The organism is Hyalangium versicolor, from assembly GCF_020103695.1.
In the GTDB taxonomy this organism is placed as follows: domain Bacteria; phylum Myxococcota; class Myxococcia; order Myxococcales; family Myxococcaceae; genus Hyalangium; species Hyalangium versicolor.
On sequence record NZ_JAHXBF010000009.1, the window covers coordinates 185,968 to 207,893 of the forward strand.

Below are 21,926 nucleotides of genomic sequence, written 5' to 3' on the forward strand. Positions count from 1 at the left end.
AACAGCTGTGACCAGGGCCTGCCTCTCGCCTGGGCACAGCTGTGACCAGGGGCCGTGATTCCCAGGCGCGAACGCGCACGGCCCCGGAGAGCAAACCCCGGAAATCACTGACTTTGTAGAAATCCAAGTACAAGCGACATTGCTGGCGTGACGGGTGCACTGGGGCCCGTCATGCTCAACTCAGCCCCGAGACGTTCAGACCTGCTGTCTGTATTGACCACCCTGCTGCTGTCGGCGTGCGGTGCCCCTCCTGATGAGAGAGGAGCCGCTCCGGACGAGCCGCTGGGCACCCAGCAATCCGCGCTGTGCTCGGGGGTGAGCATCAGCTCCCTCGAGCTGGAAGGGGTGAGCTCCTTCGAGGGTGAGCTGGCCGGAGCAGGGACCTGGGTGGCGAGCGCCGGCGTGAACGGCGCACGGATCGAGTACTACGTTGACGGCACGCAGCGCACGGCCGAGGAGCGCATCGGAGAAACAGGCGAGTGGTACTTCAGCGAGACGGGCACCACCTGCGGGGTGCACGGCTTCGAGGTGAAGTCCTACCCGATGATCCTCGACAGCAACGGCAACCGCACCATCTGCACCAACCTGCCCAAGACGCTGTTCCGGAACTTCGTCCAGTTCTGCCCCAGCATGAGCCTCGGCATGAACCACACGCTGGAGGTGAGAGCCGACGGCTCTCTGTGGGGGTGGGGCTACAACCTCTATGGCCAGCTGGGCAACGGAGAGCGGATCCAGCGCAATGCCCCGGTGCGCGTGAGGGGGCTGGAGCACGTCCTCTCCGCATCGGCGGGCGACTCGTACTCGGCGGCGGTGACGGAGGACGGGAGCGTGTGGACCTGGGGCAACAACTCGTACGGCCAGCTCGGCGACGGCACCTCCACGCTGCACATCGCGCCCCGGCAGGTGCCGGGCCTGAGTGATGTCGTCTCGGTGGCGACCTTCTACGGCCGGACGGTGGCGCTCAAGGCGGATGGAACCGTGTGGGCCTGGGGCAACAACACGTACGGCCAGCTGGGCGATGGGAGCACCACGGGCCGTCTGACGCCCGTGCAGGTGCCCGGTCTCAACGGTATCTTCGGAATCGCCGCGGGCATCTTCCACACGGTGGCGGTGAAGAAGGACGGCACCGTCTGGGGCTGGGGGCTGAACTCCAACGGGCAGTTGGGCGATGGCACCACCCTCAACCGCTCGACGCCCGTGCAGGTCGCGGGCCTCAGCGGCGTGCGCGCCGTCTCCGGTGGCTACTATCACACGCTCGGCTTGAAGACGGACGGCTCCGTCTGGAGCTGGGGCGTCAACACCGAAGGCGAGCTCGGAAACGGCACCATGACCTCCCTGAGTTCCTTCCCGGTGCAGGTGTCAGGGCTCACCGATGCCGTCGAGATCTCCGCGGGCGGCTACCACTCCGTGGCCAAGAAGCAGGACGGCACCTTGAGGGCCTGGGGCTACAACTACTACGGCCAGCTGGGCAACGGGACGACCACTGACAGTGCCATACCCATCGCGGTTCCGGGGATGACGTCCGTCAAGGTGTTCGGCGCGGGCGGCTACCACACGGTGGCCAAGAAGCCCCAGGTGAACATCACGAACCCTCGCACCGTGTTTGGCTGGGGCTACAACTACTACGGCCAGTTGGGCGATGGGACCACCACCGCGCGCTCCTCTCCCACGGCGGTCATGATCAGCGGGATTGGCTCGACGGCGGGCGGCAACTCGCACGCGGTGGCCGTGGGCACCGGCGGAGGGCTGTGGACCTGGGGCTCCAACAGCTACGGCGAGCTCGGCAACGGGACGACCACGGGTAGCCCCACTGCCGCGCAGCTCACGGGCATGAGCGGCGTACTCGACGCCGTGGCGGGCGCCGGCATCACGGCGGTGCTGAAGACGGATGGCACCGTGTGGACCTGGGGCTCCAACTCCTCCGGCCAGTTGGGCAATGGGACGACCCTCAACAGCTCCGCCCCCCAAGCCGTGCCAGGACTGGGGGGCGTCATCGCGATCTCCACGATGGGCAGCCACGTGGTGGCGCTGAAGGCGGACGGCACCGTGTGGACCTGGGGCTCCAACTCCTTCGGCCAGCTCGGGGATGGAACGACCACCTCCCGCTCCTCGCCCACTCAGGTCTCGGGCCTCGGCTCGGTGGTCTCCATCTCCGCCGGCTACTACCACACGGTGGCGGTCAAGGCGGACGGCACCGTGTGGGCCTGGGGCTACAACTACTCGGGCCAGCTGGGCGACGGCACGACCAACCAGCGCTACACGCCGGGGCAGGTCTCCGGAATCACCAGCGCCGTCGCTGTCTCCGCGGGCGCCTACCATGCGGCGGTGCTGACGACGAGCGGCACCGTGTGGACCTGGGGCTACAACCCTTACGGCCAGCTCGGTGACGGGACCACCACCACCCGCCTGGCGCCGGTGCAGGTTCCCAGCCTCAGCGGCGTCACGTCGCTCGCCACGACCACCTACTCCACTGCGGCCTTGAAGCGGGACGGCACCGTGTGGACCTGGGGCTACAACTACTACGGTCAGCTCGGCGACGGGACGACCTCCAACCGCCTCTCGCCGACGCAGTCCCTCTTCAGCTCCATCGTGGACCTCTCCGCGGGCGGCTACTTCCTGATGGCGCTGGACAAGGGCGCCGTCGTCCGCGCCTGCGGCTACAACTCCTACGGCCAGCTCGGAGACGGGACGACCACCAACCGGTCGACTCCCGTGCAGGTGACGAACCTGCCAGGCAACGGGGACATCATCATCCTCCCTCCGGTCGGTGGCGGCGGCGTCTTCGGAGGGTGATGATCCGAGCGCACGGTGAGTGGATCCAGTGGGCGTGAGTCTTTCCCACTGGAGTGGAGGCTGTTCTCCTGGGTTGACCGGGGGTGATAGCTTCCCATCCCACAAGTGGTTCCGGACCCGGATGACAAAAGCCTGCCGTCGACGTTCAGCACGACTCCCGATCCGGAGGTCTATCAGCCCGCCCTCCGGAGAAAGCTCGTCTTCCTGTCCGGAGCGGATGCAGGCCGCAGCATCTCGCTCCAGGTCCGGAGCTACCGGCTGGGCACGGATCCGGTGTGCGACATCGTCGTGAAGGACCGGACGGTCTCTCGGCAGCACCTGTCCCTGGAGGTTCGTGAGGATCGGGTGCTGGCGAAGGACCTGGGCTCTCGCAACGGCTCGTTCTGCGAGCGCATGCGCTTCACCGAGCTGGAGCTTCGCTTGGGTGCGATCGTCCGGCTCGGGGCCACCGAGCTGAAGATCATCCCCGAGGACTCGCGCGAGCGGGTCATCCCGCTCTCCTCGGACACGCGGTTCGGCGGGCTGGTGGGCGGCAGCCGGAAGATGCGCGAGGTCTTCACCCTGCTGCAGCGGCTGGCCGCGGGGGATGCGGACGTCCTCATCCAGGGAGAGACGGGGACGGGCAAGGAGCTGTGCGCGGAGGGCATCCACACGGCGAGCCCTCGCAACAAGGGGCCATTCAACATCGTGGACCTGGCGGGCATCGCGCCCTCGCTGGTGGAGTCCGAGCTGTTCGGCCATGTGAAGGGCGCCTTCACCGGGGCCCACTCGGATCGCGCCGGGGCCTTCGAGCGCACGGACGGGGGCACCGTCTTCCTGGACGAGGTGGGCGACCTTCCGCTGGAGCTCCAGCCCCGCCTGCTGCGCATCCTGGAGCGGCGCCAGGTGAAGCGGGTGGGCGCCAACGACTACCGCACCGTGAACGTGCGGGTGGTGGCGGCCACGCACCGGGACCTGGAGGCCGCCGTGAAGGACGGCCGGTTCCGGGAGGACCTGTTCCACCGGCTCGCGGTGCTGCGCGTGACGCTGCCGCCCCTGCGCGAGCGGCCCGAGGACATCCCGCTGCTGGTGGACACGATGCTGGAGCGGATGAACCGGCCGCCCAGCGCCCTCTCGGATCAGACACGAGCGCTGCTGACGCAGTACCCCTGGCCCGGCAACGTGCGCGAGCTGCGCAACGTCGTCCAGCGCGTGGTGAACCTGGGTGAAATGGCCCTGCCGGAGATGTCCCCCACGGACATCCCCGTGCCGCTGTCCACGGGCCCCGAGTTGGAGGAGTTGCCCTTCAAGGAGGCCAAGGAGCGGCTCATCGAGGGCTTCGAGCGCGACTACCTGAAGAACCTCCTGGAGCGCTGCGAGGGCAACATCTCCCGGGCCGCGCGCGAGGCGGGCATCGCCCGGCTCTACGTCCGCAAGCTGCTCAAGAAGTACGGGCTGCACGGCCACGACAAGCCGGAGTAACCCAAGGCCGCCGGGCCCTGATGACGGGCGTTCCCCCCTGGTGACTGCTGTCTCCCCCGTGATCGCCTCCGCCGATGAGGGCTGTCACCAGCGGGCGCTCCAGCGGGCCCCCCTGCCTCGCGTAACCCCGCGAAACCACATCATCCCCCCGAGGCGCACAGGCTGGCACATGAGGTGCAGTAGAGCCTTCCCGTCAAGGCATCCTCCCTCACACAGGCTCAACCCTTCCTCTCTGGAGATACTCCCATGAAGCTCGGCGGACTCGGCGGTTTCAAGAACATTGGCAACGCCTTCAAGGGCGTCGGCGACAAGCTCCCGAAGGGCGGGCTCCCGACGGGCAAGCCGAGCTTCTCTCCTCGGCCGGACATCAACGGCAAGCTGCCCGGTGGCGCCAAGCCGAGCTTCTCTCCTCGGCCGGACATCAACGGCAAGCTGCCCGGGCTGAACAAGCCGAGCCTCCTCGATGGGTTCAAGCCGAACTTCGGCAAGCCGACCCTCGGCAAGCCGAGCCTCCTCGACGGCTTCAAGCCCAACCTGGGCGGGCTGAACAACCTCAAGCCGCACGGGTTCAACCCCCTGGGCGGGCTCAGCAACCCCCTGGGTGGAATCGGCAACGCGCTGGGTGGAGTGGGTAACGCGCTCGGCGGTATCGCTGGTGGCGCGGCCCAGGCGGTGGGCGGTCTGGTGGGCGGTGCGGCCGAGCTGGCCGGTGGTCTGGCCGGTGGCGCGGCCTCTCTGGCGGGCGCCGGGCTCAGCGCGCTCACCACGCTGCCGAGCGCGCTGGGCATGATGCCCCCCGCGATGGATCCGTACGCCGCGGGCGCTGCTCCGGCGGACCCGTACGCCGCGGGCGTTCCGGCGGACCCGTACGCCGCGGGCGTTCCGGCGGACCCGTACGCGGCCGGTGGCATGGATCCGTATGCCTCCGCGGGCCTCCCGGCGGACCCGTACGCGGCCGGTGGCATGGACCCGTACGCCTCCGCGGGCCTCCCGGCGGATCCGTACGCGGCTGGCGGCATGGACCCGTACGCGGCCCAGGCGCAGAGCCCCGCCCTCACCCCGTCCTCCGTGCTCCAGAACGCCATCTCGCAGATCACCGCCCCCGTGCAGCAGGCCGTCGGCGGCATCCAGAACGCCATCTCGCAGGTGACGTCGCCCGTGCAGCAGGCCCTCGGCGGCATCCAGGGTGCGGTGGCGCAGGTCGCCTCGCCCGTGCAGCAGGCCCTCGGCGGCATCCAGGGCGCCGTGGCGCAGGTGGCGGCTCCCGCGCAGCAGGTCCTGGGCTCGGTGGCGAACATCGCCAACTCCGTGAACGGGATCTTCTGATTCCGAGAGGCCCCACGGCCTCGGCAGTCTTCGTAAAGAAGGAGCCCCGCCGGGCTGCGGTCTGAACCTACTGGTATGGCTGTCATACCAGTTCGGTCCAGGGCCGCCGCCTGCGGGGCTCTGCTGCTTTTCAGCGATCGAGCTACGGGAAGGTGATCGAGGTCGGAGTGCGGCCCTTGTACAGGTCCCAGAACTTCCCGGCGATGTCCGCCGGCTCGAGCGTGGCATTGCCATTATCCCACGCGGTGCCCTTGACGAGCCCGGTCACGACGACCTCACCGACGTAGACGCCGTCGCCGGCGAGCTTCGCGTGGAGCAGGCCGACGGTCTTGTGCTGCGCGGCCTTCGAGATGGCCAGACCCATGGACTGCCAGCCAACCGCCATCTGGTCGACCTGCGGATCATAGAACGCGAGGCCGCCACCGGTGACGAGGATCGCGCCCTTCTCCTTCTTCAGGTCGGGCAGCGCCTCTTGCACGGCGGCCACCAGACCGGTCACCGAGACATCAAAGGGAGCATGCAGCTCCTCGGCAGGCGCGGTCGTCAGGTCACCAGCGCCGGGGGTGTACGGGTTCCAGTGGATGATCGCGACGGGCCCCAGCGAGGCGCGCACATCACGGATGAGCGAGCGCACGGCGTTGGGAGTTCCCAGATCGCAGGCGAACGCCTTCGCGGTGATGCCCGCGCTGGAGAGCGCGTCGGCCGCCGTCTTCAGCCGCTGAGCGTTGCGAGCGACGAGGGCGACAGCGAAGCCCTCCTTGCCAAACCTGCGCGCCACTGCATCGGAGATCCCAGGCCCGTGGCCAGCCACGACGATGGTTGGTTTCATGGCCCGCGCTATAGCACAACGCCCGGCGAGCCCCTGTGGATCGCCAGGCACAATTTCCAATGCTGTGCGTTCCGGCACTTGATGTTGCGAGGGAGAAGGCACCTTGTTACTGCACCGTCTGATTTTTGTCTGTGTTCTGCTGACCGCGTGTGCCGCCCCCGAGCGGCAACGCGTGCCCGAGTCTCACGCCACATCTCCGGCTCCCGCAGCCACGCCAGCTCCTGCGAACACCCTCTATACGTTCGAGGGAGTGGAGGTCTTCGGCTCGCGCAAGGTTTCCAAGCAGGAGCTGCTCGACATCATCGGAATCGGACTGCCTCCCGCGGGCACACGCATCGATGTGTCCCAGGACGACTTCTTCATCCAGCTCAAGAAGAGCAAGAAGCAGCTGATCGAGAAGTGGCCTTTCGCCCTGTGCCGATACTCGGAGGTGCGCTACCCCGAGCAGGCCACGCTGACGGTGACGGTGAACCTGGTAGACGTGGGGGACGAGTGGCGCATGCGCTTCTCCCCCGCCCCGCAGGGGAACGTACCGGATCCCGAAGGCCTGATCGCGGCCTGGCAGGACTATCTCGGGATGAGAGAAGAGCTGAGGCGAGCAGGTGAAATCCCCGACTTCGGCGAGGGCACCTGTGCAGCCATCGTCTGCATCGGAGGCTTCGCTCACCCGAAACTGGAGGGCCGGGAGCAGAAGTTCATCGAGGGAGTTCCCCGCAACTTCGAAACGCTGCTGCGCGTGGTGCGTGAGGATCGCGACAACGACAAGCGGATGTTCGCGGCGATGTTGCTGGCCTATGCCCCCTCGCGAGAGAAGGTGGTGGAGGCGCTCGTGCCGTCCATCCGGGATCCGTACGACGGGGTCCGCAACGAGGTGCTGCGGCTGCTCGGAGCGGCGCAACTGGGCCAGAAGCGCGTCATCGTCCCGCTCGAGCCCGTGCTCGAGGCGCTGTGGTTCCCACTGGTCTCCGACCGCAACAAGGCCGGATGGGCACTCGTGCGCATCGTGGAGACGGAAGGGGCCGTCCACCGTCAGCAGATCCTCGAAAAGTCCGGAGAGATGCTGCTGCAGATGGTGGGCATGCACCAGCGGACCGATCACGAGCCCGCACAGAAGGTGCTCACCGTGCTGGCGGGGCGGGATCTCGGCCTGAACGAGAGTGCCTGGCGGCGCTGGGCCCAGGAGACCCAGGCCGCCAGCACGAAGCCCTGATGCCCCAACGGCGGGATCAGGGCTCGCGGAAGATGAGCAGGCCGCGCGTCATGTCCACCAGGTAGACGTAGCCGTCACCGGGCACGCGGATGCCGATGGCCCCGGCGAAGAGGCCCTCGAGCCGACCCGGGTCCGAGTCCCGGAACGTGTTGGCATAGGCGATCTGCCGGGGCTGGGTGGGATTGGAGACGTCCAGCACGCGCAGGCCCTCGGCGTACCAGGCCACGTACAGCCGCTTGTCCTTCAGGATCATGTTGTGGATGGAGGTGTGCGGCCGCATCGAGTACTCGCCGATCTTCACGATGTGGGCCGGATCCGAGACATCCAGCACGCGCAGGTGGGCGTTGGTGTTCTCGCTGCCCTCGAAGGCGATGGTCTTCCCCGCGAAGGTACCCACCGCGTTGGCGTGGGTGAGGTTGCCGATCTGCGCATCGTACGTGTACGAGCCGAGGGGCACGGGATTGAACGCGTCCGTCACGTCCAGCACGTAGTACCCCTGGCCCATCTGGTTGATGTAGAGGCGGTTCTGGTAGGCGAACGCATCGTGCGGGTAGCCAAACCCGTTCTCATCGGTGGGCACCGTGTAGCGGTTGAGCAGCACCGGGTTCAAAGGGCTGCTCACGTCGAAGATGAGCTCCTGGTTGGCGCTCGTGGACTGGGCGTACAACCGGTTGCCGTCCACGAAGAGGGTGTGCACGTCGAAGGTGTCCCCCGGCACGCCGCGCACCATCTGCGGGTCTGCGGGGTTGGAGATGTCATAGACGAGCACGCCGTGGTTGCCGCTGCCGATGTAGAGGGCGTCGCCCTTGGCCCACACCGAGTTCCAGTAGACATCGCCCGCCAGCGTCACGACCTTCTTGAGGACAGGATGGGCCTTGTCGCTCACATCGAACACGGTGAGCCCCCCGTCGACCGTCGGCCCGAAGTCGGTGGAGACGACATAGGCATGGGCCTTCGTCACGTAGACATCCACGGGCGTTCCCAGTGTCACCAGCTGCTCCGAGACGAGTTCGATACCGGAGCTCTCGGGCTCGCCGAACCGCTGCGTGCGCACGGCATCGAAGCTGCCGAACGTGCGCCGCTGCCCCCCATTGGTGCACGTCTGATAGCAGCCCGTGAGATGCGATGCGCTCTGGGCCTCGCAGCCCGCGAAGGCATAGAGCAAGGTGCCACCGTCCAAGGCCGTGCGCTGGCTGGACACGTACAGCGTCTGGCTGTCCACCTGCTTCTGACGCAGGGGATAGGTATTGGCCGTCTCCGCCTCCCCCGTCGTGGAGATCTTGAAGCCGCTGGAGAGGAAGCCGATGAACTCGAAGGATTCGTTGGGGCGCTCCAGCACGGAGTAGATACCATCCGGTGACACTTGCGAGAGCGTGCTCCGGTTGCAGGTGGACAAATCGAACGACTCCGGGCTGCCACAGGGCACGGCCACACCCGCATCATCCATGAGGATCCGGGTGCAGGAAGCGAAGGGGCCGGTGTCGAAATTGTCGCCATTCTCCTCGAGCGGGACATAGGTGCCGTCCCACTCAGAGCCGGAGTCCGGCGTACCGGAGTCCGGCGTACCGGAGTCCGGAGTCCCCGCGTCGGGCGACGGGCTCGGGGGATCGTCATGGCACCCTAATCCCCAGGTCGAGATCGTCAACGCCATCCAGGCACAACGGAGCAGGTTCTTCATGGTGAGCGGGCATCTCCTCGCGAGGGGGGTTCAGCGTATCTGGAAGGACTCGCGATTCGTCCTGTGGTGAACCCCAAGCCTCCCATCTGGAGCAAGGGGACTTACCTTCCCTCCACGGGGACGACGGGAGCGTGGGTATGCGGTGGCGGCTGTGGTTCGTGGTGTTGTGGGGAGTGCTGTTCGGTTGCAGTCGATCCGACACCGAGGCGGGCCCGAGCTCGTTCCAGCCGCCGCCGACGACGCCTCCCGCCGCCACGCCTGAGCAACCGGCGCCTCCTCCTTCCAGCACCTGCGAGCCACAGACGTGCTTCGACGTCCTCGGCAAGTACGGGTGCGGCGTCATCACCGACAGTTGTGGCAACCCGTTGGACTGTGGCGGGTGCTCCGGAGACCAGACCTGCGGCGGCGGAGGCACTCCCAACCACTGCGCCACCCCACCGCAGGTGTCCACCTGCACCGCGCTGGAGGGCCGCGAGCGCCAAGAGCCGGTCAGCGGCGGCATCCAGGGCATGCGCGAGTGCTTCGGCGGCTGGTGTTCGAACAACAGCTACATGGGCAATGACGTGGAGGAGCTCTGGGGCTTCTCGGAGACCGACGCCTGGGCCGTGGGCGGCCAGCAGCATGGCGTGGCGCTGCACTGGAATGGGAAGCTCTGGACGCAGGTGGCCCTGCCCTCGCCCGAGCCGCTGCGCGCCGTGTGGGGCGCGGCTCCGAACGATGTCTGGGCCGCAGGCGCCGCGGGCACCCTCCTGCGATGGAACGGAGCCACGTGGCGGCGCATCCCGGCTCCCACCTCGGAAGTCCTGACGGGGATCTCCGGCACCTCCGCCGATGACGTGTGGCTGGTGGGCCCCCGCGTCGCGCTGCACTGGGATGGGACGCGCCTGCGCGAGGCGCTGGGCTGGACGAGCCTCCCGGTGGACCCGGACGAGGACATCGTCATCCGCAGGACGCGCCTTTGGGCCATCGGGCCGAATGACGTGGTGGCGGCGGGCGGCTCCGTGTGCCAGCGCTGGAACGGCAAGGCCTGGAGCAGGATGGACTGCGGCGTCCAGGAGGCACGGGACGTCTGGGCGAGCGGTCCGGACGACGTATGGGTCGTGGGCTCGCACGCCCTGGGGTTCTCTTACATCTCCGAGCGTGCGCACTGGGATGGCCAGAAGTGGAACCGCATCTGCCAGAAGACGCCTCAGGATTTGCTGTGGGGCACGCGCTCGGGCCAGTTGTTCGGCCACAGCCAGTGGAACGGGCTCACCCGCTTCAATGGGCAGACGTGGACTCTCACGGCGGCGACACGGCTCGGTCATCCCACGTTGGGCAGGGCCCTCACGGGGAGCACCTGGGGCGTGGGCTCCAACGGCTCCATCCTCCGGTTCGACGGACAGCGCTGGAGCGGAAGCCCCTCCACGCTCCAGTACACTTCGCTCTTCGAGCCCTTCGGCACCTCACCGGAGGATGTCTGGGCGATCTCCTCCGGCTCGGGGCTCTACCATTGGGACGGCCAGCAGTGGCTCGGCAGCAGTCCGGTCTCCATGGGGGTGGTGGCGGGCTGGGCGCTCGGCCCCGACAATGTGTTCGTCGTGAGCCGGGAAACGCTCCCCGAGAAGCTGTGGCGCTGGAGCGGGACCAGCTGGGTCCAGGTGCTCGAGCTGGGCACGGATCAGCTCGAGGACATGTGGGGCAGTGGCCCGGATGACGTGTGGGCGGTGGGGTGGAGCCCGCCTCCAGAGGGCACCGCCTCCTGCGAGGGCTGCGAGGACGCCGTGGGAGTCGCCTGGCACTGGGACGGCCAGCGCTGGACGCGCGTGTACGCGGAGCCCGGCCACTCCTTCACGCGCATCTTCGGCACGTCCCGTTCGAACGTCTGGGTGTTGGATTATCGCAAGGGCGATACACCCACGACGTGGGCGCTGCGCTGGGATGGGAGCACCTTCCAGCGTACCGGCGAGTTCCAGGATACCTACAACAAGACTCCCATCGCCGGCACGGGACCGGAGGACCTGTGGCTGGCCGCAGGGCAGCTCCGGAACGACCACACGCGCATGTATCACTTCGATGGGAAGCAGTGGACGGAGCAGGAGTCCCTGCCCGGCCACATCATCGACATGGGCGCCGTGCCCGGACAGCGAACCTTCGCCACCACGGAGGACGGCATCATCTACGAGCGCTCCCGATAGCCTCCAATCCCTCAGGGGAACTCGACCGTGACGGTGTTGTCCTCGGGCTTGCGATCGATGAGCTTGTAGAGCGGGTCCAGGCCCGCCTTCGCGGGGCGCTGGTCCACCTCCACGGTGAAGGTGACGTCCTCCTGCTGGATGCGGCGCTTCTCCAGGAAGAGCGGCTTGCCGTCCTTGTCCAGCACGCCCACGTCCACCCAGTCATCGAGCGGCAATTCCTTCTCCTGGCCCAGGCCATCCGCCTCCACCTTGCGCGCCTTCGCGGTGAGCTTCACCTCGAAGTGCCCGTTCGGCAGCGCGGTGGCCGTGGCGGTGACGGCGTGGTTCTCGTAGAGGGTGATGCGCTCGAAGAAGTCATGGATGAGGTAGCGCAGGTGCTCGGGCGTCACCGCGCGCAGCTCGGCGATCAACTCTGGCGAGTGCGTGAAGGGCGGCTGCTGGTAGGCCGTCTTGCGCAGGAAGTTGGCGAGGGCCTCGTTCACCTTGTCCTCGCCGATGTAGTCCTGCAGCGCGTACATGATGAGGCTGCCCTTGTTGTAGTGGACGTAGTTCTGCTGCTCGACGCGCTCCAGCGGCATCTCCTTCTCGCGCTCGAAGCTGCGCTGCCGGAGGTATTTGTCCAGCTCGTAGCGCAGGAAGCGGCCCATGCGCTCCGCGCCGTACTTGCGCTTCATCACCATCAGCGCCGAGTACTGGGACAGCGTCTCCGACAGGAGCGTGGCGCCCTGCACATTGCCGCTGATCACCTGATGCGCCCACCACTGGTGGGCCACCTCGTGCGCGGTGACGTAGTAGGGGTAGTCCACATCCTTGGGATCGTCCGGATCCACCCGGGCGATGAAGCCGATGCTCTCCGAGTAGGGAATGGTGTTGGGGAAGGACTGGGCGAAGGTCGCGTAGCGGGGGAACTCGAGGATGCGCACCTGATGGTGCTGATACGGGCTGAAGGCGCGCGTGTAGTAGTCCAGCGAGGCCTTCACCGCGTCCACCATCCGCTCCACGTTGTACTCGTGGCCGGGGTGGTAATAGACCTCGATGTTCACATCGTTCCACTTGTCGCGGCGCACCTGCCAGCGCGCGGAGAGGAACGAGAAGAAGCCCAGGATGGGCCGGTCCATCTTGTAGTGGAAGTAGCGGCGGCCATTCTCGGTCCACTCCCGCTCCAGGTAGCCGGGCGCGAGCGCGATCTGATCCGGGGTGGTGCTGACGGTGGCGTCGAACGTCACCCAGTCCGCGTCCGAGTTGATGTACGTGTTCATCCGGGCGTTCAGATCGTTCACGTCCGCCATGCGCGCCCGGGGAGGCAGCCCCAAGCGGCGGCGCGTGTCCTCGTCGTCGAGCTCGGTATTGGCCTGGTAGCCCAGATGGGGCAGGACGCTGTTGTTGATGAAAGTGCCGTTCTCCACCACGTGGGTTTCCTGCTCCCCGTTCTTGAAGCCGCGCGAGATGTATTCGAGATCGAACTCCAGCGTCGCCTTGGCGCCTGGCTCGAGCGGCTGGGGCAGGCGGAAGGTGGAGAGGCCGAGCCGCGTGTCCTGCTCGCTCGGAGCCTCCACGCCGGCAACGGAGAGCCGGTGCACCGTGAGCTCCGTGACGTGCGGGAGGTTCACGTAGACCACCGTCACCGGCTTACCCGAGCGGTTCTCCAGGCCGTAGCTGCCGTGGAAGCGGATGCGCGGCTCCTGGGGGAAGATGTCGGTGTTCACCTGCACCGCGACGATGCGCGGCTGGGGCTCGGCGGTGAGCGCCTTGTACTTCCGCTCGTAGTCGGCGCTCTCGGCCTGGAGCTCGCGCTCGGTGGCATAGCGGTTGAGACGGTTGGTGTTGTGGAAGATCCAGGCGCCTACGATCGCGAAACCCACCAAGGACACCGCGAGCCCGGCGCGCACGGGGAGGGACAACCGGGTCCGCGCCGTCCGCAGGCGCCAGGAGAAGCCCTCCTCCGCGCCACGCACCCAGAGCAGGTGGGCTCCCAGCGCGAGCACGATGGCGCCCAGCGCCCAGTACGCCTTGAACCAATAGAACGGCCGGAGGAAGGGCCCGAAGCCGTTCATGTCCGAGTACATGTACGGAGGGGACGAGCCGTAGTTGTACAGGTTGTGCTCGAAGCCGAACTGCGAGGCGAACTGGCTGACGATGAGATAGAGCACCACGATGAAGTGGCCCACGTACTTGTGGTTGACCGCCACGTGGATGAGCACCGTGAGCACGCAGAGCGCCAGCAGATCCAGCAGCCGCATGCCGAAGAGCTCCCGCACGTAGAGGCCGAGCTCGAAGTGGAAGTAGCCGCGGGTGCTCTGGACGATGAGCCCACAGACGAGCACGACGCAGGTGAGCAACAACTGCACGCCCATGAGGGCCAGCAGCTTGGAGAGGTACGGCAGCCACCCGGGAGTGGGCAGCGCGTCCATGATGCCGCTCATCTGCGCGTCCCGCTCTCGCCAGATGAGCTCGCCCGAGTAGAAGGTGATGATGATGATGTGGAAGAGGGAGAAGGTGCCCCCCACCAGCCCCAGCACCATGTACGTCACCGGCCAGGTGTTCGTGCCGTACAGGCTCCCCATCGAGCGCGAGGTGATGAGGACGAAGAGCACGCCCGCGAGCACCATCACCACGAAGTAGACGTTCTTCACCGTCTCCTTCAGGTCCAGCCGCACCAGCCGAGGCAGCAGGCGGAGGAAGGTGGCACCCCGGAAGTCCCGGTGGAGCGGCGCGGACAGGGCGAGGGACTCGGAGAGCGCGGGCTCGGAGGAAGTGGCGTGCTCCTTCGGACCGCGCACATCGAGCGCATGGACTCGCCGGAAGCGCAGGAAGGTGAAGGCGAGCACCGCGGCGCCGAGGCCCATCCACGCGAGCCGGTTGACGAGGAACCAGCCCTCCAGGGGCAGGAGCTGGGTGTTCTTCTCCGTCACCGTCCAGTACTGGCTCACCAGGCCCTGCGCGCTGATGCCGAAGGGATCGATCAGCGCGGCGATCCACTTCGTGTCCAGCTCTTTCAGCAGGTTGCCGCCGATGAGGTAGCCGACGAAGAGCACCACGCTGGAGACGTAGACCGGGAGGATGCGCCGGGTGAGCGCGGCCAACGAGAAGAAGATCGCGCCGGTGATGAAGAGGTTGGGCAGCACGCTCACCAGGTACGGCCGCAGATAGGCCCCAGGCAGGGTGGGCCCCACCAGGTGCTTCTGGAGCCAGGGCATGTGGCTGCCCACGAAGGTGCCCACCGCGAGGCTCGAAAAGATGACGACCAGGACGAGGAGGGCGCCCAGGAAGCGGCCGAAGAGGTACTGAGCCTTGGAGATGGGCGCGGTGAAGAAGAGCGTGTGCGAGCCGGTGGCGAAGTCCTGGTACACGGCCTGGCCCATCACCCCACCGGAGATGATGACGCCGGTGTAGCCCAGGAAGGCCAGCATCATCGAGAGCGAGTGCGGCGAGTTGGCGAGCACCTTGCCACCACCGCCCGCGCTGAAGACGACGCTCTCCCAGGCTCCACCCGCCGCGTTCATGGTGATGAAGCCGAGCGCCAGGTAGACGCCGAAGTACACCCAGGTGGACAGCATCTTCAGCCGGCGGCGCAGCTCGAAGAGGGCGATGGCGAGCATGGCTCTCTCCTCAGCCCACGGCCTGGGTGGTGGGCGGCGGCGCGTCCTGCACGTGGCCCTTGATGGTGGCGAAGTAGGCGTCCTCGAGATCCGGCTCCACCGGCTCGAAGCCCGCGCCCGGTGAGGACTCTCCGTAGACGTGCACGCGCGTGCGCCCCATCACCAGCCGGGTGGAGATGACGCGGTGCTCGGCCTGAACGGTGGCCAGCTCCGTCTTCTCCACGAAGCGCCGCCAGATGCGGCCGGTCAGCCGGGAGATGATGGCCTGAGGCTCGCCGGTGAGCAGCACCCGGCCCTTGTCGAGCACGGCCATCTGCGAGCACAGCTCGTGCACATCCGAGACGATGTGCGTGGAGAGGATGACCACGACATCCCGGCCGATGTCCGAGAGCAGGTTGTGGAAGCGCACGCGCTCCTCGGGATCAAGGCCGGCGGTGGGCTCGTCCACGATGAGCAGGCGGGGATTGCCCAGCAGGGCCTGGGCGATGCCGAAGCGCTGACGCATGCCTCCCGAGAAGCTGCCCAACGCCTTCTTGCGCGCGGCGTGGAGATTCGTTTGGTTCAGCAGCGCCGAGACGACCTGCTTGCGCTCCTTGGCGTGGCTGATGCCCTTGAGCACCGCGAGGTGTTCCAGCAGCTCCTCCGCGGAGACCTTGGGGTAGAGGCCGAAGTCTTGAGGCAGGTAGCCGAGCAACCGCCGCACGGCGTCCTTGTCGCGCAGCACGTCGACGTCTCCGAGCGTGGCGCTGCCGCTGTCCGCTTCCTGGAGCGTGGCCAGGGTGCGCATGAGCGTGGACTTACCCGCGCCATTGGGCCCGAGCAGCCCGAACATCCCCGGCTTCACCGCGAGCGTCACGTCCGCCAGCGCCTGCGTCCCATTGGGATAGCGCTTGGACAGCTTCTGGATTCGCAGCTCCATGAACAGCCCCCGACGAGAGGAGGCCGCATCATGGAGGCAGCCCCCCTACCCGTCCACCAGGCACGCGCGGCTCGGGGCTACGTGGAGGCTGGGGGCATCACCTTCCGCAGGAAGCGGGCCTGCATCTGCTCCTCCCGCTTGCGTCCACGTTCGGCGGCCTTGAGCTTCTCCGCCTCGCGCGTCCGGGGTGGACCATGCGCCTCGAGCGAGTCCAGCAACCGCGTCATGGTCGCGGTGATGGTATCCACCGCGCGCTCGAAGGCCACCCGGTTGGCCCGCGAGGGAGCCTGCATCCCCGTGAGCTTCCGGACGTACTGCAGAGCCGAATCGCGAATCTCCTCCTTCGTTGCAGGAGGCTCGAAGTGATGGAGCAGCTTGATGTTGCGGCACATGCCTCGATCTTGCCCCGGGTCCGGCTTCCGCGCAGTCCCCTCTGGATGAGGTAGGCCGAGGTGGGGGAACCACACAGGCGCTGCCTCAGGTTGCTTGCATGGCGGTGTCCGAGGCCTCAAGAAGGGTGGAGCATGCTCAAGCAGGATCTGCTCGACGCCTACCTCCACCGTCAGCCCACCTTTGAAGCCCTCGGCCGGGCCCTGCATGCCCACCTCCAGGGCGTGCTCGAGCGCGGCGGAGTGAACGTCCATGGCGTCAGCTTCCGGGTCAAGGCTCCCTCCAGCCTGGCCCGGAAGCTGTCCCGGCCCGACAAGATCTACGAGCGCCTGGAGGATCTCACCGACCTGGTCGGGCTGCGCATCATCGTCTTCTTCGAGGACTCCATCGAGCAGGTGGCCCGGCTCATCGAAGAGCAGTTCCGCGTCGACATCGATCGCTCGGTGGACAAGCGGCTGCGCCAGGACCCGAACAGCTTCGGCTACCGTTCGCTGCACTACATCTGCCATCCCCCGCCGGAGCTGCTCGCGCTCCACGCCGAATGGGACTGGCCCTTCGAGATCCAGATCCGCACCATCCTCCAGCACGCCTGGGCCGAGATCGAACATGACCTCGGCTACAAGTCCCCGGAGTCCGTCCCGCTTCCCATCCGGCGCCGCTTCTCCCGCCTGGCGGGGCTGCTGGAGATCGCCGACAGCGAGTTCGTCGAGCTGCGGCGCTTCATGGAGGACTACGCGCGCAACGTGCGCCAGCCCGTGCAGCTCGTGCAGGACACGCTCGGGCTCGATACCCTGTCGCTGCAATCCCTGGCGGAGACGGGCCCGGTGGCGGAGCTGGACCGGGCGCTCGCGCACCGGCTGGGCCGCTCCGTGGCGGACACGCTCTTCTTCCCGGACTACGTGATTCGCATGCTGCGCGCCGTGCAGTTGGACCGTCCGTCCCGCATCCTCCAGCGGCTGGAGACGTTCAGCCCGCGGCTGCTCCACTTCGCCGAGCGCTACTTCCGCTTCACCTCCGAGGCCTGGGGCTTTGGCGGCGAGCAGCTCGACAGCGTGCAGCGGGGCTACAGCCTGATGCTCCTCGCCCACTGGCAGGCGCTCTTCGAGGCGGAGCTGGAGCTGCACCGGGTAGAGCGGATGAAGGGCTTCTACCAGCAGCTCGACTACCCGGACGACGAGGCGGAGGCTCGCCGCATCGCCCGTCTCTTCGTCAAGTGCTTCGCCGATTGGCGAGGCCACTCCCCCACCTAGCGGGGCAGAGGAGCGGCCCTCACCGGGCACCGGCCCGCGGGTGGCGCCCCGGAGACGAACTCCGGAGCGCCCTGGCCGCTAGCCGATGATGATCTCGCACGAGCAGGTGTTCATGTCGCACTGCGTGCCGGCGCCGCAGGTGTTGCCACAGTTGGACTTGCAGACGCACTGGTTGCCCGCACCGTTGCACTCCAGCTTCGGGCCGGCGCAGTGGTCCGGCTCGGTCGGGCTGTAGTTCGGGTCATCCTCGCAGGGCACGCCGCCGTTGGGATCGCTCACCGAGTTGATCCAGTAGCGGTACGACACCGCGGCCTGCGAGGTCTGGCTCGCCGGGCGGCACGCGCCGAACAGCGAGATCGTCCGGGCGCGGCCGTCGAAGTCGAACCCGTTCATGGTGCTGCGCGGGATGTCGTCCTTGTTGCAGCTGGCCGCGTTGTTCACGCTGTCCACCGCCACCTTGATGGAGGCGCCGATGGGCGGCTTGAGGGTCTTGTAACCCGCGTTGCCGATGGCGCTGGAGATGATGGCATCCACCGAGTTCTTGATGGAGGTCTGGTCGGTGATGGAGCCGACCACGCCACCCGAGGCGCTCGCCACCGCGCGGTGACGCTGCCCACCGTTGGCAGGCTGCGGATTGAACTCGCAGTTGTTGCCATTGGCGTCGCAAGCGCATCGCGTCCCCTCCGGGCACACGATGGCGTGCACGGGGATGAGCTTGCTCGTCGGGTTGGTCGGGGTCGCGTTGGAGCTCACGTTGCCGAAGAAGTTGACGAAGTTCGCGACGGCCTCGCACTCGGAGCCTGGCTTGTCCACGGTGCCTCCGGCGCCGCAGTTGCTCACGGACGTCGTGGCGTTCTTCGTCTGGTCGTCCGCGTCACCCAGGACGATGACCACCAGGCTGGCGTCAGCGCGCGCCTTGGTGTCCGACTCGGGCTCGGACGCCGACGTGCCAGGGGTCATGTCGTTGATGGCCTTGCGAGCCGAACCCAGCACGCCCTCGGCGCCAGTGCCGCTGATGCTCACCCAGCAGCCGTTGTTGGCGCCCTGGCTGGTATCCGAGGTGCTGCAGGTGGCCGTCTGCGGCGTCGTGGGCACTCCGCTGCAGACGTTGTTCTGGCAGGTGCTGCCCTGCGTGAGCCACGCACGCACGGTGTTCACGTTGCGGGTGAACTTGCGCAGCTTGTTGTAGTTCGGGTTCGAGGTGCTCTCCTGGTAGTGGTAGTTGGAGCTGACCATCGCCATGCGCCAGTCGAGCGAGGTGTTGTTGAGCGCGTCCACGGCGGCCTGCGCGGCGACACCCAGCGCCTGCTGAGAGCTGCCCATCGAGCCGCTGTCGTCCACCACGAAGAGGAAGTCCACCTTCGAGGTGGAGAGCTGGAAGCGCTCGCACTGCACGGCCGTGGGCTCGCCGAACTGGGCCAGTGCCGAGCCATCCGACAGGTCCTTGGCGGAGAACACCGCGGCCGGGTTGGTGGAGTTCAGCTGCGTCACCGCGACGAGCACCACGACGCTCTGGTTGGAGCGGTGGACGTAGAGCGACTGCAACCGGAAGTTGCCGGAGATGCCCGCCGGCGTGGAGCTCAGGCGCCCCGAGCTGCCGGGCACCAGCGCGTCCACCAGCTCGTTGGTGCGAGCCTTGAGGTCGGTGCTCCCGCCCGCCTGATCATAGAAGGCCTGCGCCGCGTCGTTGTCATCCCAGGTCCGGAAGCGCTGGACGGTGGGGTTGGTGAGGGCGCCCTTCGTCGCGATGGTGGTCCGCAGCGCCGTTTCGTCCTTGCTGGCGTCGGTGGCGTTGGTGGGCGCGGCCTGGCGGTAGACCAGGAAGGCCACCTTGTTGGTGCTGTCGTAGCCCACCAGGCCCTTCACGTCGTTGCCGGACTTGATCTGGACCACGTCCGCGTCCAGGAAGGTGGGCGGCAGGGCCAGCTTGATGTCCGGACCGTCCTCGGACTTGAAGGAGACGGGGCGCAGCTTGCTCTCGGTGCACACCTGACCCACCGGGCCCGATGCATCCGCGCCGTCGTTGGGATTCAGCTCGCCGCTGTCCACGCCACCGTTCTGGTTGGTGTCCTCGGCGCCGTCGTTCACCCCGTCACCGTCGCTGTCCGAATTGGTCGGATCCGTGGTGGTGCTGGGGTTGGCGTCCGGCTTGAAGTTGGTGCAGGTGGTCGGATCGGGGTTGACGGTGACACCCGACTCGATGCCGTCCAGGATGCCGTCGCCGTCCGTGTCCGCCAGGCGCGGATCCGTCTCGCCAGTGTCCTTGACGCCGTTGGCGTTCTGGTCCTCGCCCTTGGTTCCGCCGGCCGTCGGACCGTCGATGAGCCCGTCACAGTCGGAGTCCTTGAGCACGGGGTTGGTCTCATTGGAGTCCACCTTGCCGTTCTTGTTGGCGTCCTCCACGCCGTCCTTCAGGCCGTCGCCGTCCGTGTCCGCCAGGGTTGGATCGGTCTTCAGGAAGGCGCTCTCATCCTTCGTCACGACACAATTGGTGCCGGGGACTGCCTGGTCGTCGCCGACCTCGAGACCGTCGGGGAGCCCGTCCCCATCGGTGTCCGCCAGACCGGGGTTCGTCTTCCTGCCACCACCGTAAATTGTTTCGAACTCTTCCTTGTCGCTCAGGCCGTCACAGTCGGTGTCCTTGATGGCGTTGTTCGGATCATTTGGATCCGTGGGGATCGGATCAGGGTTACCACCACCGTCCGGCTGACCCGCATCCGGAGTGTCGTCAGGGGGCTTGGAGTCGCCACACGCGGCCGCGGTCACCAGGACCGACGCGAGCAGCGCAGCGTGAAACAATCGATGCATCTTCATAAAGGGGGGTTCTCCTCCACTGCAGAGGTGCTCGCGCGCTCGGAGCCAGCCCTCCGGGGGCGCGGAGACTCCGAAACATACGCTGCATGGCCCTCTCTGCAATGTGCACCTTGGGGTGTTTCGTTCTCGTCAGGATTTTACGGCGAGATCCAAGTACTCCTTCCGCCACGAGCGAGAAATTCCGCGAGTCGCGTTGCACTTTGAGTGCATCCAGGCGTCATTCCACACTCTTCGAGTAATCGAGCGCGTGTCAGTGATCCTTCGCAAGAGCGATCACGGGCAGGTGCCGTTCGCTGCGGACCCGGTGCCGCTCACCGCGCTTTTCGAGCCGCTCGGGCAGCCGGGGCCCGCAGCGTGGCCGGAGCCTCGCAGGATGGGCCCATGAAAGCCACCTTCTTCCTGGGCCTCTTCGTAGCCCCCATCACCGCCATCCTGCTCGTGGAGGCGTTCGAGCTCGGCCCCTCCCTCTCGGGCTGGGGATATGTCGTGGGGGCGACGCTGGCCTCGGCCGGGCTCCTCACGAAGCCCTGGCGCCAGCGGCGGGGACTGACCCGTGTGGGGCTCGGCCTCATGGCGCTCGTCGCGGTGGCCCGGTTGGTGTTCGCTCGCGGGAACGGGTTGGACACGCTCCACCTGCCGGGCGACGGCCACCGCCTCGTCAACCGCCTCGTCTCGGAGCGGGACGGGACGCTGGTGGCGATGAAGCTCCTCCTCTTCACCGGACAGCTCCCCCGCTCGGACGCGCGCGAGGCCCTCCCCGCGCTGCAAGGGGCCTTCGACCGGCTCGACGCGGCGGAGGGCGCCTTCGCCACACCGGCCATCGCCACGTGGCTCGGGCTCCAGTCCCGCGAGAGCTTCGACACCGTGGCCATCCCTCCAGAGCGCAGCACGGCCTCCGATGTGGCCTTCGTGTCGCTCCACGGCTTCACGGGGAACTTCGCCGTGTACTGCTGGCAGCTCTCCCGGGCCGCTGGCGCCATCTCGGCGCTCACCGTCTGCCCTTCCGTGGGCCCCAAGGGCGATTGGTGGTCTCCTCAGGGAGAACAGACCCTGGACCGCACCCTCCAGTGGCTCGCGCGCCGAGGCATCCGCCGGGTGTACCTCTCGGGCCTCTCCAATGGAGGCGTGGGTGCCAGCGTGCTCGCGGAGCGCGTCTCCCGCTCGGGACTTGAGCTCCGCGGGCTCGTGCTCATCTCGGGCACGTCTCCGCATGCCCCGCCCCCACGGGTGCCCGTGCTCCTCGTCCAGGGCCGGAACGACTCGATGATGCCCGCGCGCCTCATGCGGGACTACGCGCGGCAGGCCGGCCCGCGCGCCACCTACTTCGAGGTGGACAGCGGCCACTTCGCCTTGCTCGATCGGTACCAGGAATGTGAGCGGGCCATCGCCTCGTGGCTCCGTGCTCAGGAACGGATCCGGAAGAGCTGAGTCCGCACCTGCTCCTGATAGAAACGGGCGGCCCCCTCATCGAGAGCCGCCC

General features: G+C 67.4%; 13 protein-coding genes. 7 read left to right on the plus strand and 6 right to left on the minus strand.

From position 1 onward, the window contains the following. Positions 1–171 precede the first annotated feature (171 nt). The 3 genes from KY501_RS20215 to KY501_RS20225 all read left to right on the plus strand — a co-directional run bounded on the left by KY501_RS20215 (position 172) and on the right by KY501_RS20225 (position 5,580). Complete coding sequence (locus KY501_RS20215; protein WP_224364844.1) at positions 172–2,793, plus strand: RCC1-like domain-containing protein; 2,622 nt, start codon at positions 172–174, stop codon at positions 2,791–2,793. 132 nt (positions 2,794–2,925) lie between these two features. Beyond that, entirely contained in the window at positions 2,926–4,254 is a 1,329-nt protein-coding gene (locus KY501_RS20220) for a sigma 54-interacting transcriptional regulator (protein WP_224365035.1), read from the plus strand. Positions 4,255–4,500: 246 nt separating this feature from the next. Then, a complete protein-coding gene (locus tag KY501_RS20225) occupies positions 4,501–5,580 on the plus strand; it encodes a hypothetical protein (protein WP_224364845.1) in 1,080 nt (359 codons plus the stop codon). A gap of 142 nt (positions 5,581–5,722) precedes the next feature. Here KY501_RS20225 and KY501_RS20230 read toward each other — a convergent pair whose 3' ends face one another. Further along, positions 5,723–6,409 (minus strand): SDR family NAD(P)-dependent oxidoreductase, encoded by a 687-nt coding sequence (locus KY501_RS20230; RefSeq protein ID WP_224364846.1) that lies wholly within the window; start codon positions 6,407–6,409, stop codon positions 5,723–5,725. A gap of 172 nt (positions 6,410–6,581) precedes the next feature. Here KY501_RS20230 and KY501_RS20235 point away from each other — a divergent pair, with 172 nt between their 5' ends. Beyond that, positions 6,582–7,619, plus strand: coding sequence for a HEAT repeat domain-containing protein (locus tag KY501_RS20235; protein ID WP_224364847.1), 1,038 nt, complete (start codon positions 6,582–6,584; stop codon positions 7,617–7,619). 16 nt (positions 7,620–7,635) lie between these two features. On the opposite strand, the gene KY501_RS20240 is transcribed toward KY501_RS20235, so the two are convergent. Next, a complete protein-coding gene (locus KY501_RS20240; protein ID WP_224364848.1) occupies positions 7,636–9,297 on the minus strand; it encodes an LVIVD repeat-containing protein in 1,662 nt (553 codons plus the stop codon). Positions 9,298–9,434: 137 nt separating this feature from the next. Between KY501_RS20240 and KY501_RS20245 the strand changes: the two genes are divergently transcribed. Next, entirely contained in the window at positions 9,435–11,474 is a 2,040-nt protein-coding gene (locus KY501_RS20245; RefSeq protein ID WP_224364849.1) for a WD40/YVTN/BNR-like repeat-containing protein, read from the plus strand. Positions 11,475–11,485: 11 nt separating this feature from the next. On the opposite strand, the gene KY501_RS20250 is transcribed toward KY501_RS20245, so the two are convergent. The 3 genes from KY501_RS20250 to KY501_RS20260 all read right to left on the minus strand — a co-directional run bounded on the left by KY501_RS20250 (position 11,486) and on the right by KY501_RS20260 (position 16,384). Beyond that, positions 11,486–15,073: an ABC transporter permease/M1 family aminopeptidase gene (locus KY501_RS20250; RefSeq protein ID WP_224364850.1), complete on the minus strand. Its 3,588-nt coding sequence runs from the start codon at positions 15,071–15,073 to the stop codon at positions 11,486–11,488. 10 nt (positions 15,074–15,083) lie between these two features. After that, complete coding sequence (locus KY501_RS20255; RefSeq protein ID WP_224364851.1) at positions 15,084–15,992, minus strand: ABC transporter ATP-binding protein; 909 nt, start codon at positions 15,990–15,992, stop codon at positions 15,084–15,086. Between the two features lie 77 nt (positions 15,993–16,069). Continuing rightward, positions 16,070–16,384, minus strand: a complete 315-nt coding sequence (locus KY501_RS20260; protein WP_224364852.1) for a DUF2277 domain-containing protein — start codon at positions 16,382–16,384, stop codon at positions 16,070–16,072. A 132-nt stretch (positions 16,385–16,516) separates the two neighbouring features. Here KY501_RS20260 and KY501_RS20265 point away from each other — a divergent pair, with 132 nt between their 5' ends. Then, positions 16,517–17,632 carry a GTP pyrophosphokinase gene (locus KY501_RS20265; RefSeq protein WP_224364853.1) on the plus strand — a complete coding sequence of 372 codons (1,116 nt, stop codon included), beginning with the start codon at positions 16,517–16,519 and terminating at the stop codon, positions 17,630–17,632. Between the two features lie 78 nt (positions 17,633–17,710). On the opposite strand, the gene cglD is transcribed toward KY501_RS20265, so the two are convergent. After that, complete coding sequence (cglD, locus tag KY501_RS20270) at positions 17,711–20,446, minus strand: adventurous gliding motility lipoprotein CglD (protein ID WP_224364854.1); 2,736 nt, start codon at positions 20,444–20,446, stop codon at positions 17,711–17,713. A 381-nt stretch (positions 20,447–20,827) separates the two neighbouring features. Here cglD and KY501_RS20275 point away from each other — a divergent pair, with 381 nt between their 5' ends. Continuing rightward, the gene (locus tag KY501_RS20275; protein WP_224364855.1) at positions 20,828–21,874 is read left to right on the plus strand and encodes an alpha/beta hydrolase; all 1,047 of its coding nucleotides are present in this window, start codon (positions 20,828–20,830) and stop codon (positions 21,872–21,874) included. The last annotated feature ends 52 nt before the right edge of the window (positions 21,875–21,926 follow it).

Coding starts and splice junctions, on each gene's coding strand:
- KY501_RS20255 (WP_224364851.1), bottom strand. CDS start 15,992: ATGGAGCTGCGAATCCAGAAGCTGTCCAAGCGCTATCCCAATGGGACG.
- KY501_RS20230 (WP_224364846.1), bottom strand. CDS start 6,409: ATGAAACCAACCATCGTCGTGGCTGGCCACGGGCCTGGGATCTCCGAT.
- KY501_RS20215 (WP_224364844.1), top strand. CDS start 172: ATGCTCAACTCAGCCCCGAGACGTTCAGACCTGCTGTCTGTATTGACC.
- KY501_RS20250 (WP_224364850.1), bottom strand. CDS start 15,073: ATGCTCGCCATCGCCCTCTTCGAGCTGCGCCGCCGGCTGAAGATGCTG.
- KY501_RS20240 (WP_224364848.1), bottom strand. CDS start 9,297: ATGAAGAACCTGCTCCGTTGTGCCTGGATGGCGTTGACGATCTCGACC.
- KY501_RS20265 (WP_224364853.1), top strand. CDS start 16,517: ATGCTCAAGCAGGATCTGCTCGACGCCTACCTCCACCGTCAGCCCACC.
- KY501_RS20275 (WP_224364855.1), top strand. CDS start 20,828: ATGAAAGCCACCTTCTTCCTGGGCCTCTTCGTAGCCCCCATCACCGCC.
- cglD (WP_224364854.1), bottom strand. CDS start 20,446: ATGAAGATGCATCGATTGTTTCACGCTGCGCTGCTCGCGTCGGTCCTG.
- KY501_RS20225 (WP_224364845.1), top strand. CDS start 4,501: ATGAAGCTCGGCGGACTCGGCGGTTTCAAGAACATTGGCAACGCCTTC.
- KY501_RS20260 (WP_224364852.1), bottom strand. CDS start 16,384: ATGTGCCGCAACATCAAGCTGCTCCATCACTTCGAGCCTCCTGCAACG.
- KY501_RS20245 (WP_224364849.1), top strand. CDS start 9,435: ATGCGGTGGCGGCTGTGGTTCGTGGTGTTGTGGGGAGTGCTGTTCGGT.